14 protein-coding genes are annotated in these 12,216 nt (G+C 64.3%); 7 read left to right on the forward strand and 7 right to left on the reverse strand.

Annotated elements, in window-relative coordinates:
- Positions 1-549 (forward strand): NAD(P)/FAD-dependent oxidoreductase (locus CUR21_RS18115; RefSeq protein ID WP_198431751.1); only part of this gene is annotated, 549 nt, incomplete at its 5' end.
- A 91-nt stretch (positions 550-640) separates the two neighbouring features.
- On the opposite strand, the gene CUR21_RS18120 is transcribed toward CUR21_RS18115, so the two are convergent.
- A complete protein-coding gene (locus CUR21_RS18120; RefSeq protein ID WP_100198485.1) occupies positions 641-1,207 on the reverse strand; it encodes a hypothetical protein in 567 nt (188 codons plus the stop codon).
- Positions 1,208-1,358: 151 nt separating this feature from the next.
- Here CUR21_RS18120 and CUR21_RS18125 point away from each other — a divergent pair, with 151 nt between their 5' ends.
- On the forward strand, positions 1,359-2,402 hold the full coding sequence (locus CUR21_RS18125; protein WP_100198486.1) for a Hint domain-containing protein: 1,044 nt from the start codon (positions 1,359-1,361) through the stop codon (positions 2,400-2,402).
- On the opposite strand, the gene CUR21_RS18130 is transcribed toward CUR21_RS18125, so the two are convergent.
- Entirely contained in the window at positions 2,389-2,616 is a 228-nt protein-coding gene (locus CUR21_RS18130) for a DUF1150 family protein (protein ID WP_100198487.1), read from the reverse strand. The two genes, CUR21_RS18125 and CUR21_RS18130, sit on opposite strands and share 14 nt — an antisense overlap.
- Positions 2,617-2,628: 12 nt before the next feature.
- Positions 2,629-3,042, reverse strand: coding sequence for an Hsp20 family protein (locus CUR21_RS18135; protein ID WP_100198496.1), 414 nt, complete (start codon positions 3,040-3,042; stop codon positions 2,629-2,631).
- A 254-nt stretch (positions 3,043-3,296) separates the two neighbouring features.
- Between CUR21_RS18135 and CUR21_RS18140 the strand changes: the two genes are divergently transcribed.
- From CUR21_RS18140 to CUR21_RS18150, 3 genes are all read left to right on the forward strand, one after another.
- The gene (locus tag CUR21_RS18140; RefSeq protein WP_100198488.1) at positions 3,297-3,515 is read left to right on the forward strand and encodes a YdcH family protein; all 219 of its coding nucleotides are present in this window, start codon (positions 3,297-3,299) and stop codon (positions 3,513-3,515) included.
- An 88-nt stretch (positions 3,516-3,603) separates the two neighbouring features.
- A complete protein-coding gene (purE, locus tag CUR21_RS18145) occupies positions 3,604-4,089 on the forward strand; it encodes a 5-(carboxyamino)imidazole ribonucleotide mutase (protein ID WP_100198489.1) in 486 nt (161 codons plus the stop codon).
- A complete protein-coding gene (locus tag CUR21_RS18150) occupies positions 4,082-5,158 on the forward strand; it encodes a 5-(carboxyamino)imidazole ribonucleotide synthase (protein ID WP_100198490.1) in 1,077 nt (358 codons plus the stop codon). The genes purE and CUR21_RS18150 overlap by 8 nt, the downstream gene beginning before the upstream one ends.
- Positions 5,159-5,338: 180 nt before the next feature.
- Here the strand turns inward: CUR21_RS18150 and CUR21_RS18155 are convergent, their stop codons facing one another.
- Together CUR21_RS18155 and CUR21_RS18160 are read right to left on the reverse strand one after the other, a co-directional pair.
- Positions 5,339-5,737: a DUF4864 domain-containing protein gene (locus CUR21_RS18155; RefSeq protein ID WP_100198491.1), complete on the reverse strand. Its 399-nt coding sequence runs from the start codon at positions 5,735-5,737 to the stop codon at positions 5,339-5,341.
- Between the two features lie 85 nt (positions 5,738-5,822).
- Complete coding sequence (locus tag CUR21_RS18160; protein ID WP_100198492.1) at positions 5,823-7,406, reverse strand: lysine--tRNA ligase; 1,584 nt, start codon at positions 7,404-7,406, stop codon at positions 5,823-5,825.
- A 114-nt stretch (positions 7,407-7,520) separates the two neighbouring features.
- Between CUR21_RS18160 and CUR21_RS18165 the strand changes: the two genes are divergently transcribed.
- On the forward strand, positions 7,521-7,943 hold the full coding sequence (locus CUR21_RS18165) for a tellurite resistance TerB family protein (RefSeq protein ID WP_100198493.1): 423 nt from the start codon (positions 7,521-7,523) through the stop codon (positions 7,941-7,943).
- 3 nt (positions 7,944-7,946) lie between these two features.
- Here CUR21_RS18165 and dacB read toward each other — a convergent pair whose 3' ends face one another.
- Positions 7,947-9,428: a D-alanyl-D-alanine carboxypeptidase/D-alanyl-D-alanine-endopeptidase gene (gene dacB, locus CUR21_RS18170; protein ID WP_100198494.1), complete on the reverse strand. Its 1,482-nt coding sequence runs from the start codon at positions 9,426-9,428 to the stop codon at positions 7,947-7,949.
- A 67-nt stretch (positions 9,429-9,495) separates the two neighbouring features.
- Positions 9,496-10,083 (reverse strand): nicotinate-nucleotide adenylyltransferase, encoded by a 588-nt coding sequence (locus tag CUR21_RS18175; protein WP_232622862.1) that lies wholly within the window; start codon positions 10,081-10,083, stop codon positions 9,496-9,498.
- Positions 10,084-10,241: 158 nt separating this feature from the next.
- Here CUR21_RS18175 and ettA point away from each other — a divergent pair, with 158 nt between their 5' ends.
- Positions 10,242-11,897: an energy-dependent translational throttle protein EttA gene (ettA, locus tag CUR21_RS18180; RefSeq protein WP_100198495.1), complete on the forward strand. Its 1,656-nt coding sequence runs from the start codon at positions 10,242-10,244 to the stop codon at positions 11,895-11,897.
- Positions 11,898-12,216 lie beyond the last annotated feature (319 nt).

Consider the following 12,216-nt stretch of genomic DNA (forward strand, 5'->3'; position numbering starts at 1 on the left):
TGTGACGGGTTCTTCTATCGCGGCAAGGAAGTGGTCGTCATCGGCGGCGGCAACACGGCGGTGGAAGAGGCGCTGTTCCTCACCAATTTCGCGACCAAGGTCACGCTGATTCACCGCCGCGACACGCTGCGCGCGGAAAAGATCATGCAAGACCGGCTGTTCAAGCACCCCAAGATCGAACTGCTGTGGAACGCCGAGGTGACGGAAATCCTCGGGGACGAAGCGCCGCTTTCGGTCACCGCCGTCCGCACCCGCAACCTGCTGACCGGTGAGGTCAAGGATGTGCCGTGCCATGGTTTCTTCGTGGCCATCGGCCACGCGCCTGCGTCGGAACTGGTGAAGGATCAGCTTGAACTGCACTCGGGCGGTTACGTGACGGTCGAGCCGGGCACCACCCGCACCAGCATTCCCGGCGTTTTCGCAGCAGGCGATCTGACCGACCACATCTACCGCCAAGCTGTCACCAGCGCCGGCATGGGCTGCATGGCCGCGCTCGATGCCGAGCGTTTCCTTGCCGCGCTAGATGCTCTGCCGCAAGCGGCAGAGTAAGCACCAGCAAAACCGCCCACTACACCGGGCGATAAGGCTCATCGGAAAAGGGGGCGGATCATCCGCCCCCTTTTGCCATCGTTCGACGCGGTCAATACCGGGTGCGCGACCGCTCGCGCGAAGGCAACTCGCCCGCATGGTCCAAGGCGCCCGATGGCGCCACAGTGCGCGCCGTGTCGGCCAAAGCACCCTTGCCCGGATCGGCCTCCGGGTCCTCCGGGTGCATGGGCCCGCCCTCTTCCTGCATCGGCGAAAGACCAGCGCCTTCCGCCTTCAGCGATTCGGCCCGCGCCGCCAACTCACTCTGCGACGCCCCCTCACCGCTGCTTACGTCTTCGCTGCGGCGCTTGCGCTCTTGCGTCAACAGCTCCAGCGCCAGACCCAAAACCCGCGCCTTGCCTTCGGTTCCGCTGTTCTGAGTCGCCGGGGCCACCCCGGACGGATCGGCCTTCCCGCGCGCCTCGCGCCGCTGGCGATTCGCCAATTCGCGCGCCCGATCACGCCGGTCGCGCAGCCGCTGCAAGGTGTCATTCAGCTCCGACTGGCCAAGCGCCTCCAGCTTGCCGCGCCGGACCACATCCACCAGCTTGCCCTCCTCCTGATCCAGCAAGCGCAGATCATCGGCGACAAAGGTCGGGGTGTCATTCTGGGCTGTCATGCTGTCTCTCCTGTGCTGCGTCATCTTGCCAAGAAAACGCGACGGCAGCGGTGAGGGTTCCCCCAACAGGCCCCCCATCCGGCTTAACCTGTTGGCAAGCCACCGCTGTCACACTCGCGCCTGACATCACCGGGCAGCAGGGACAAGGGCGATGGCATCGACAGAGACAAACAGTTGGGCCTGGCACGTCACCACGCCTTGGCCAAACTATGATCCCGCGAACCCAAGCAACCTTGATTCCCGCGGCAACGGCCTCTCGATCGATCCGAACACCATCACCCTGATCACATGGCAAGATGCCGAAGGCGATGACATGATCGCCGACACAGACCCGGACGATGCCTCCCCCACATCGGATGATCGGGTCATCATCGATGGCAAGGCCTATAGCGTCCGCGAAATCGCCCATTACCGCGGCGGCAAGATGGAGGCGGATGGCGTCACCTATGAGGTGGATTTCGCCGTCTGGCTGCTGGAAGATGGCAGCTACATGGTGCGCCTGCGGGATGACAACATCCCCCCTGACCTGCACTACAAAAAGGTCACCGCGATCACCTTGGGCCAATTCGATGGCACCGAATACAGCCACAGCTTCGTCTCCACCCGGGACGAACCGTTCCTGTGCTTTGTCGCGGGCACGCTCATCCACACCAGCACCGGGCTGTTGCCCGTCGAATCGCTGCTCCCCGGCGATCTGGTGCTGACCGCCGATCACGGCTTTTGCCCCTTGCGCTGGTCCGTCCGGCGGCGTGTGGGCGGGCATGGCGTGGCCGCCCCCGTCCACATCGCCGCAGGCACGCTCGGCAACAGCCGCGATTTGCGGCTGTCCCAGCAGCACCGGGTCTTGCTGTCAGATTGGCGGGCCGAACTGCTCTTTGGCACGGCAGAGGTTTTGGTGCCCGCCGCCCATCTGCTCAATGGCGCCAGCATCCGCCTCGCGCCATGCGCAGAGGTTGATTATGTCCACCTGTTGTTTGATCGGCACGAACTGGTGTTTTCCGAAGGTATCCTGACGGAAAGCTACCACCCGGGCGATTACAGCCTGTCCCGGCTTGCCCCAGCCACCCGGGCCGAGGTGCTGCACCTGTTTCCCGAACTGGCGCATCACCCCAACAGCTTTGGCCCCAGCGCCCGGCCCACCTTGCGCGCCCGCGAAACGCGGGCGCTCAGGGCGTTTTGGCCTAATGCGCGCTGACCGGTGCCAGATCGTTCTGCCGGGCCAGCGAAAAGGCCAGATTGCGGTCACGCACCAAGGCGAGCCGCTCCCCGTCGGGGCGGTGGACGGAATACACCGTCTCCACATCGCCGATCTGTTCACGCAACTCTTCGGGCAGCTCTGCCACTGTCACCGGACGCACATAGACGATCGGGCTCTGAGGCTCGGCAAGGGCTTTAAAAGTGCTGTTCATCGCAAATTCTCCTTATCCACGCCCGATGCGAATGGTCTGCACCACCGCATCCGGCACCGATCGCTTCAAATCGATGTGCAAAAGCCCATGGTCCATGCTGGCCCCGGCCACTTCCACACCATCCGCCAATACAAAACTGCGCTGAAATGCGCGCGCGGCAATGCCTCTGTGCAGAAAAACACGGTCTTGTGTCTCTTCCGGCTGCCGTCCCCGCACCACCAGCTGCCGGTCTTCCACCGTGATCGCCAGATCCTCTTCGCGGAACCCCGCCACCGCCAGCGTGATGCGATAGGCATTGTCCGCCGTCGCTTCGATGTTAAAGGGCGGATACCCTTCTCCCGAAGATTTGGCCGTCCGCTCGACCAGACGCTCCAGCTGTTCGAATCCCAGCAAGAACGGATGCGCCCCGAAACTCAATTTTGTCATCGTGCTGATGCCCTTTGCAAAAAGCGACATGATCCGGGACAGGCCCGTCTTCGGCACCTGCCCTCCCCGGAAATATGGGGTGCATCGCCACGGGCTGCAAGGGCGCGCCACCGTCCGCCTCCCGCCCGGGGAAATCGTCCCGATCGCGCCTGCAAGGCCGCAAACTCTTTGCCGCATGGTCAAAAAGCCATTATATTCCGAACAAAGCCCGCCTGACGACTCGTCCCGGATTCACCCAGCAGCAAGCGAACCCCATGAACGCGCCCAGCGAACTCAATTTCGAAGACATGCTCCGCATCCGGCTCGAAGTGCTGCGACGCGAGCATCGCGATCTTGACGCGGCGATTCATGCGCTGGAAGAAACCGGCCGCCCCGATCAGCTGACCTTGCGGCGGCTGAAAAAGCAAAAACTTTCGCTTAAAGATCAGATCGTGAAGGTCGAAGATCAGCTGATCCCCGACATCATTGCCTGAACCCGCCCCCCGCCATGGGTCGATGCCGCCAAACCCTTGCGCCAAAGCCTGACCTGTCGTAAGCGCGCCAAAAGCACGGGGGAACAGCATGACCGTTGACGTCGGAATCATCATGGGGTCGCAAAGCGACTGGCCCACGATGAAAGAGGCCGCCCTGATCCTCGACGCCCTTGGCATTTCTTACGAAACCCGAATCGTCAGCGCCCATCGCACACCCGATCGCTTGTGGACCTATGGGCGCGAGGCGGCAGGGCGCGGGCTGAAGGTCATCATCGCGGGCGCGGGCGGGGCTGCCCATCTGCCGGGCATGATGGCCAGCAAGACCCGGGTGCCGGTGGTGGGGGTGCCGGTGCAGACCAAGGCCTTGTCAGGGGTGGATAGCCTCTACTCCATCGTGCAGATGCCCAAAGGATACCCGGTGGCCACCATGGCCATCGGCGCGGCCGGGGCAGCGAATGCGGGCCTGATGGCCGCCGGCATTCTGGCGCTGATGGACCCCGCCTTGGCCGCGCGGCTGGACGCGTGGCGCACGGCCCTGTCGGACAGCATCCCCGAGGAGCCGAAAGATGACTGACGCGCTGCGCCCCGGCGCCACCATCGGAATCTTGGGCGGCGGCCAGCTGGGCCGCATGCTCTCGGTCGCGGCCAGCCGCCTTGGCTTTCAGTGCCACATCTTTGAACCGGGCGCGGCGCCCCCGGCAGGCCATGTCGCCGCGCGGGTGACCACCGCCCCTTATGAGGACCTCGCCGCGCTGCGCGCCTTTGCCCAAAGCGTCGATGTCATCACCTATGAATTCGAGAACGTCCCCACCGCCTCGCTTGATGCACTCGAGGCGATCCGCCCGATCCGCCCCAACCGCCGCGCCCTTGCGGTCAGTCAGGACCGGATCGCGGAAAAGGAGTTTCTGACCGGCCTTGGCCTGACCACCGCCCCCTATGCCCGCGTGACCGACGCGGCTTCGCTTGATGCGGCCTTGGCCCGGATCGGCGCGCCCGCCATCCTCAAGACGACGCGGCTTGGCTATGACGGCAAGGGGCAGGCCCGCATCAAAACCGCCGAAGACGCCGCCCCCGCCCTTGCCGCGATGAACGGCGCCGAGGCGGTGCTGGAAGGCTTCATCGACTTCAGCCACGAGGTTTCGGTGATCGCCGCGCGCGGGCTTGATGGCTCCGTCGCCTGCTATGACCCGGGCGAGAATGTGCATCAAGGCGGCATCCTGCACACAACCACCCTGCCCGCCCGCTTGTCCCCCGGTCAGCGCAGCGACGCGGTGCTGATCGCCGCCCGTATCCTGAACGCGCTCGATTATGTCGGCGTGCTGGGGGTGGAACTCTTCGTGACGCCCAAGGGCCTGATCGTCAATGAAATCGCCCCACGCGTGCACAACTCCGGCCACTGGACCCAAGCCGGATGCGCGGTGGATCAGTTCGAACAACACATCCGCGCCATCGCCGGCTGGCCCTTGGGCGACGGCAGCCGCCATGCCGATGTCGTCATGGAAAACCTAATCGGCGCCGATGTCGACCGCGTACCCACCCTCGCCCGCGAGCGCAACACCCAGATCCACCTTTACGGCAAGGCCGAAGCCAAGCCCGGCCGCAAGATGGGCCATGTCAACCGCGTCCTGCGCGGTCTGACCTGAGGACAGCGGCCGTCCGCGGGGGCATCGAGCCCCCGCAGACGGCGTTGCCACCCGCGAATTCTGGGCCCGCGCAAGGGCGTCACCCGCGGGAGCCTCCGGCGGGGATATTTGGAAACAGATGAAAGCGGATGTCATCTGTTCCTAAATATCCCGGGGGTTTGGGGGCAGAGCCCCCATCCCTCACGCCCCAACGCCCGCCGATGGCAGAAGTTGCACCCCGTTGATCTGCCAGCCATCGCCCGTCTCGATCATCTGGTAATCCAGCAGATGCGTGCGGCCCTGTTCATCGGTGATCATCACGCGCTGCCACAGAGCCCCCGCCACTTCGCGCAGGTCAAGCATCTGCACCCTGCCCGGGCGATACACCATGGGATAGCCTTGGCGCACCATCAGCCCGAAATTGTCCGGGGTGCCAAAAAGGCTCTTGATGGTCGGGCTGGCAAAGGAAAAGGCGGTCGAAAAGTCATCCGCCTGAAGCGCATTCAACTGGTTCTGGATGGTGTTCTGGATCGGCTCTTCCTGCGCCCATGCAGGGAAGGCAAGAAAAACGGCGGTCAGCAGTCCGGCACAAAGGCGCATGGCCTGTATCCTTTCGCGAAGACGTCCCCGCGCAAAAGGGTAGACCGGGCCTGCGCCCGGTCAATGGTCACGCGATCAGCCCGCCTCAGGCTTTGACGAAATCGCCCGCCAAGCCCTTGTCGATCAGCGCAATGCTTTCCGGCACGCCGTAAAGCGCCACGAACCCGCCAAAGCGCGGGCCATCCGAAGCGCCCAGCAGCACCTCATAGAGCGCCTTGAACCAGTCGCGCAGCGGCTCGAACCCGTGGTCCTTGCCGACAGCAAACACCATGGTTTGAAGCGCATCCGCATCCAGCCCGCCATCCCAAGCCGCCAGACGCGCGCGCAGGTCTTCCATCGCCGCCCGTTCCTGATCGCTGGGCAGACGGAACACGCGGTGCGGCGCGATCTTGTCGGCGAAATAGCGCACCGCAAAGCCCGCCGCCGCATCCAGATCGGGATGCGTCTCGGGCGAGGCGTGCGGCGCATAGGCGCGGATATAGCCCCAGAGCCCCTTGGCATCTTTCGCCCCGGCCACCGAGGCGAGGTTCAGCAGCATCGAGAAGGGCACCACCATTTTCGACTCCGGCGGCTCTCCGCCATGGATGTGCCAGACCGGGTTGTTCACCTGCGCCTCGACATCCTGATCGGCATAGGCGCGCAGTTGCTGATGGTATTCATCCACCGCGCGCGGGATCACATCGAAATGCATCCGCTTCGCGGTCTTGGGCTTTTGATACATGAAATAGGACAGCGATTCCGTCGCCGCATAGGTCAGCCATTCGTCAATCGTCAGGCCATTGCCTTTCGACTTCGAGATCTTCTGGCCCTGATCATCCAAGAACAGCTCATAGGTCATGTGGTTGGGTTTGCGCCCGCCCAGAACCTCGCAGATGCCATCATAGATCGGCGTGTTGGTGGAATGGTCCTTGCCATACATCTCGAAATCCACGCCCAGCGCCGCCCAGCGCGCGCCGAAATCGGGTTTCCACTGCAGCTTCACATGGCCGCCCGTCACCGGCAGCGTCCATTCGCGCCCGTCTTCATCGTCAAAGGTGATCTCGGCCCGCGCGGCATCCACATGCTTCATCGGCACATAGAGCACCCGGCCCGTTTCCGGGTGGATCGGCAGAAACGCCGAATAGGTTTGCTGGCGTTCTTCGCGCAAGGATTTCAGCATGATCGCCATGATCGCATCATAGCGTTCTGCACAGAGCCGCAGCGTGTCATCAAAGCGGCCGGATTTGTAGAATTCGGTGGCCGAGATGAATTCATACTCGAACCCGAATGTGTCCAGAAACCGGCGCAGCATGGCGTTGTTATGCGCGCCAAAGCTGTCATATGCGCCGTAAGGGTCGGGAACGCTCGTCAGCGGCTTTTGCATATGCTGGCGCAGCATATCTTGCTGCGGCACGTTTTCCGGCACCTTGCGCATGCCATCCACATCGTCGGAAAAGCAGATCAGCCGCGTCGGGATATCGCTGATCACCTCAAAGGCGCGGCGGATCATCGTGGTGCGCGCCACCTCTCCAAAGGTGCCGATATGCGGCAGGCCCGATGGGCCATAACCGGTTTCAAACAGCACATAGCCCTTTTCCGGCGGGGCTTTTTCATAGCGTTTGAGGATGGCGCGGGCCTCTTCAAAGGGCCAAGCCTTCGATTTCATCGCCGCATCGCGCAAAGCAGACATCGCGTTCATCCTTCCACCGCCCCCCTGCCCCATGCACGGGAAACCTCGCGTCCTCTATTGCCGGAACCCTGTCGCGTCAATATTCTGGTGCTGCGAATGCAAAAGGAATGCCTCATGCCCGATACCCCCCCGTCAATGTCGCCACAAGATGCGCTGGTCGCCGTGATGGTGGCGGTCTCGGCCTCGGACGAGCAGATGCGCACGTCGGAACTGGTGGCGATTCAGCGCATGGTCAGCCATATGCCGGTGTTCAGCAGCTATGATGCCGACCGGATCCGCACAGTCAGCCAGACGGTGTTCGACCTCTTTGAAGAAGAAGACGGGCTGGACGCCCTGTTCGGGCTGATCCGCGATGCGCTGCCCGAACGGTTGCGCGAAACCGCCTATGCCTTGGCCTGCGATGTGGTCGCCGCCGATGGCAAGCTGCGCGACATGGAATTGCGGATGCTGGAAGAGGTGCGCGAACAGCTCGCGATCGACCGCTTGCACGCCGCCGCCATCGAATGGGGCGCGCGCGCCCGCCACCTGCGGGCCTGAGGCTCAGGTGTAAACCTGCGCCCAGCGCGCCAGCAATTGCCACTGCAGATGGCGCGCCCGCGCCATCCACGCCTGCCCGCCCGGAGGGGACTCGCGCTCGGCTTCCGGCAAGGCGTCGCGGCGCGGCACATCGCCCAGAAAGATCGCAAAGATCAGCTCGCGCCCTTGCGGCGGGCGCAGATGGCCAGCAAGCCCCGAGACGAAATTCAGCGTGCCGCTTTTCGCGGTGACGCGCACCGGGGAATTGGCAATCTCTTTGCCCTTGGCATCGCGCAAGCCCAGATCGCGGAACAAGGGCTGCACCCCGGCCCCGGCCAGATGCGCCTGCCGGATGATCTGCGCCATATCGGCGGCCGTCACCTGCGACGCCGAGCCAAGGCCGGAATGATCGACAAAGCGGCAGCCGACCCCATAGGTCGCCTGCACCCAATCCGACATTGCCGCCCCCGAGGCCGCAAGCGTTGACGCTCCCGAGGCCCGCAGGCCCAGCGCCTCGGCGGTGATATTGGTGGAAAACCGCAGCATGTCGCGCAAAAGCGTGGGCAAGGGCGCGCTCTCCACCGCGGCCAGTTCCTGCCCCGCGGGCTCGGCCAAAAGCGGTTGTGGGTCTGGCAGCGCAATGCCTTGCGCCCGCGCCAGTGTCTGGAACACATCGCCCACATAGGCCGCCGGGTGCCGCACCGGAAGCCAGCGGCTGCCGCCTTGGCCCAGCGCGGTGGCGGCCACCGTCCAGTCATCGGTCACATCGGTGGTTTCATAGGTGAACACCGGCGTGTCGCGCGCGACCACCCGCATCTTGGCCATGCGCACGGCGGGCACGAACCGTTCGCCCCGCGCGTCCATCGCGGTGGACCAGCCGGTGTTGGCGCGCTTCCATTCGAAATGCACCCGGTTGAAATTCAGGTTCAACCCGCTGATCGCGGGGTTATAGCCCACCTGCACCGGCTGTTCGTCACTGATGCGCGCAACGGGGGGCAAGGCGCGGTCCCATGTGAGGAAGCGGCCGGTGGCCCCCTTGATCCCGCGCGCGGCCAGCGCCGCCGCCAGATCTCCCAGCTGATCGGTCTGCAGCGTCGGATCCCCCGATCCCACCAGCAAGACATCGCCTTGCACCACGCCCTCGGCCAGCGGCCCGGTGGCGAGCACCCGGGTGCGGAAGCGGAAATCCGGCCCGAGCCGCGCCAGCGCATAAAGCGCCGTCACCGCCTTGGCCACGCTGGCGGGGGGCATCGTCACCTGCGCCGAGCGCTGCTCCAGCACGGTACCATCCGCCGCATCCATCACCACATAGGCGGCCACCGCCGCATCGCCCAGCTTCGCCGCCGCGATCAGCGCCTCGGCCGAGGTGGCGGCCAGCGCCGGAGAGATGCCGCCCCGGGGCATCGGCCGGATCGACCGCGCGGGCGCCTCCGCCCAGACCGGCACAGCGGCAACCATCGCCGCCCCGGCCAACACTCCGCCCAACACCTGCCGCCGTGACGTCATATCGCAATCCCATCCCTCAGGCACTCAGTCTAGGCGACCGCCGCCGCCGCAATCAACCGCAGCCCCATCACGTTCCCGCGCCCCCGGCCTCGCCGCTGCGCCACGCGCCGCGCGCGCGGATGGCCGAACTGCTCGCCCCGTTCATCGGCAGGTTGAGAAAAGCCCAGACCGGCGGCCGCCGCGTGCCCAGCCATTCGCCGCGGTCCAGCTGCTTGCTGCGAAAGGCCTGCGCGGCCCGGCTCAGCCGCGCCTTGACCCCTGCCCCCGGCCGCGCAAGCACCGCCACCGGCACCCGCGCCAGAATATCCTGCCAGCGGTCCCAGCGGTGGAACTGCACCAGATTGTCGGCCCCCATCAGCCAGACAAAGCGCACCCCCGGATAGAGCGCCTGCAACCGCACCAGCGTTTCATGCGTGAACCGTGTGCCCAGCCGCGCCTCCAGATCCGTCACCACCACCCGGGGATGCCGCATCACGCCGCGCGCCATGGCCAGCCGCGCCGCCATCGGCGCCGGCTGCCGCGCCTTCAGCGGATTGCCGGGGCTCACCAACCACCAGACCTGATCCAGCCCCAGCCGCTTCATCGCCTCGCGCGTGATGTGCACATGCCCTTCATGCGCCGGATCGAACGACCCGCCCAGCAGGCCAATCACCATTCCCCGCGCCGCCACCGGAAACCCGACCCGCATAGCATCCCCTTCTTTGGCAGGCCAAAACGCCCCTGCCGCGTTGCCCTTGTCCTGCATTATCGCTACATCAGGGGCAACCCAAGATCACACCCCACAGATCGCCCGCGCGATACCGGAGAATACACATGGCCAGCTATCAATACGTCTACCACATGGAAGGTGTCTCAAAGACCTATCCCGGTGGCAAGAAATGCTTTGAAAACATCCACCTGAATTTCCTGCCCGGCGTGAAGATCGGTGTGGTCGGCGTCAACGGCGCCGGGAAATCCACGCTGCTGAAAATCATGGCCGGCATGGACAAGGACTTCAAGGGAGAGGCCTGGGCCGCCAAAGGCGCCAAGGTCGGCTATCTGGCACAAGAGCCCTATCTTGATCCGGCGTTGAACGTGAAGGAAAACGTCATGCTGGGCGTGGCCAAGCAGACCGCGATCCTTGAGCGTTACAACGAACTCGCCATGAACTACTCGGACGAGACCGCGGATGAGATGGCGCAACTGCAAGACCAGATCGATGCCGGCAACCTGTGGGAACTGGAAGCCACCGTCGGCGTCGCGATGGACGCGCTGCGCTGCCCGCCCGATGACGCCAATGTCGAAGACCTTTCGGGCGGTGAACGTCGCCGCGTGGCCTTGTGCAAGCTGCTCTTGGAAGCGCCTGACATGCTGCTTCTGGACGAACCGACCAACCACCTTGATGCCGAATCGATCGCTTGGCTGCAAAAGCACCTGATCGACTACAAGGGCACCATCCTGATCGTCACCCACGACCGTTACTTCCTGGATGACATCACCTCGTGGATTCTCGAACTCGATCGCGGTCGCGGCATCCCGTATGAGGGCAACTATTCCTCTTGGCTGGATCAAAAGGCCAAGCGGATGCAGCAGGAAGCCCGCGAGGACAAGTCCAAGCAAAAGGCGCTGGAAAAGGAACTGGAGTGGATCCGCTCTGGCGCCAAGGCCCGCCAGGCCAAGGGCAAGGCCCGTCTGTCGCGCTACAACGAGATGGCAAGCCAGACCGTCACCGAACGCGCCAGCACGGCGCAGATCATCATTCCCAACGGCGAGCGTCTGGGCAACAAGGTGATCGAGGTGGTCGGCCTGAAGAAAGCCATGGGCGACAAGCTGTTGATCGAAGACCTCAGCTTCACCATCCCGCCGGGCGCCATCGTCGGCGTCATCGGCCCGAACGGGGCAGGCAAATCCACCTTGTTCCGCATGCTCACCGGGCACGAACAGCCCGATGAAGGCACCATCACGCTGGGCGACACGGTGAAACTGTCTTACGTCGATCAGTCGCGCGATGCGCTCGACCCAGAGAAAAACGTCTGGGAAGAAATCTCGGGCGGGTCCGAGATCATCCAACTGGGCGACATGCAGATGAACTCCCGCGTGTACACCGGGGCGTTCAACTTCAAGGGCACCGACCAGCAGAAAAAGGTGGGCCTGCTCTCCGGTGGAGAGCGCAACCGCGTTCACATGGCCAAGCTCCTGCGCTCGGGCGGCAACGTGCTGCTGCTTGACGAACCGACCAACGATCTGGACGTGGAAACGCTGCAAGCGCTGGAATCGGCGATCGAGGATTTCGCAGGTTGCGCCGTGATCATCAGCCACGACCGCTTCTTCCTCGACCGTCTTTGCACCCATATCCTCGCCTTCGAAGGCGATGCGCATGTGGAATGGTTTGAAGGCAACTTCGAAGCCTATGAGCAAGACAAGATCCGCCGTCTCGGTCCCGATGCGCTGGAACCAAAGCGCGTGAAGTATAAGCGCTTCAGCCGCTGACCTGATCGGCAGGGCGTGCTCGTCGGTGGGTGAACCCAAAGCTGCGCTTTGGACCCCCCACCCTACACACCCATCGGGTGGGGGGGTTCTTCTTCCACCCGTCGGGCGGGCGGCTCTTCTTCCACCCGTCGGGTGGATGGTTCTTCTCCCAACCGTAGGGTGGGTGGTTCTTCGCGGAACGCGAAGGTTCACCCACCCCCCGCCGCACCAAAATCATCCCACAGCCCAGCGCCGCCCGTCGGGCGGGCAAGTCTCCTTCCAACCGTAGAGTGGGTGGTTCTTCGCGGCACGCGAAGGTTCACCCACCCCCCCGCCCCCC

The organism is Pseudorhodobacter sp. MZDSW-24AT, from assembly GCF_002794355.1.
Classification (GTDB): Bacteria; Pseudomonadota; Alphaproteobacteria; order Rhodobacterales; family Rhodobacteraceae; genus Pseudotabrizicola.

Coding starts and splice junctions, on each gene's coding strand:
- CUR21_RS18120 (WP_100198485.1), bottom strand. CDS start 1,207: ATGACAGCCCAGAATGACACCCCGACCTTTGTCGCCGATGATCTGCGC.
- CUR21_RS18125 (WP_100198486.1), top strand. CDS start 1,359: ATGGCATCGACAGAGACAAACAGTTGGGCCTGGCACGTCACCACGCCT.
- CUR21_RS18130 (WP_100198487.1), bottom strand. CDS start 2,616: ATGAACAGCACTTTTAAAGCCCTTGCCGAGCCTCAGAGCCCGATCGTC.
- CUR21_RS18135 (WP_100198496.1), bottom strand. CDS start 3,042: ATGACAAAATTGAGTTTCGGGGCGCATCCGTTCTTGCTGGGATTCGAA.
- CUR21_RS18140 (WP_100198488.1), top strand. CDS start 3,297: ATGAACGCGCCCAGCGAACTCAATTTCGAAGACATGCTCCGCATCCGG.
- purE (WP_100198489.1), top strand. CDS start 3,604: ATGACCGTTGACGTCGGAATCATCATGGGGTCGCAAAGCGACTGGCCC.
- CUR21_RS18150 (WP_100198490.1), top strand. CDS start 4,082: ATGACTGACGCGCTGCGCCCCGGCGCCACCATCGGAATCTTGGGCGGC.
- CUR21_RS18155 (WP_100198491.1), bottom strand. CDS start 5,737: ATGCGCCTTTGTGCCGGACTGCTGACCGCCGTTTTTCTTGCCTTCCCT.
- CUR21_RS18160 (WP_100198492.1), bottom strand. CDS start 7,406: ATGTCTGCTTTGCGCGATGCGGCGATGAAATCGAAGGCTTGGCCCTTT.
- CUR21_RS18165 (WP_100198493.1), top strand. CDS start 7,521: ATGCCCGATACCCCCCCGTCAATGTCGCCACAAGATGCGCTGGTCGCC.
- dacB (WP_100198494.1), bottom strand. CDS start 9,428: ATGACGTCACGGCGGCAGGTGTTGGGCGGAGTGTTGGCCGGGGCGGCG.
- CUR21_RS18175 (WP_232622862.1), bottom strand. CDS start 10,083: ATGGTGATTGGCCTGCTGGGCGGGTCGTTCGATCCGGCGCATGAAGGG.
- ettA (WP_100198495.1), top strand. CDS start 10,242: ATGGCCAGCTATCAATACGTCTACCACATGGAAGGTGTCTCAAAGACC.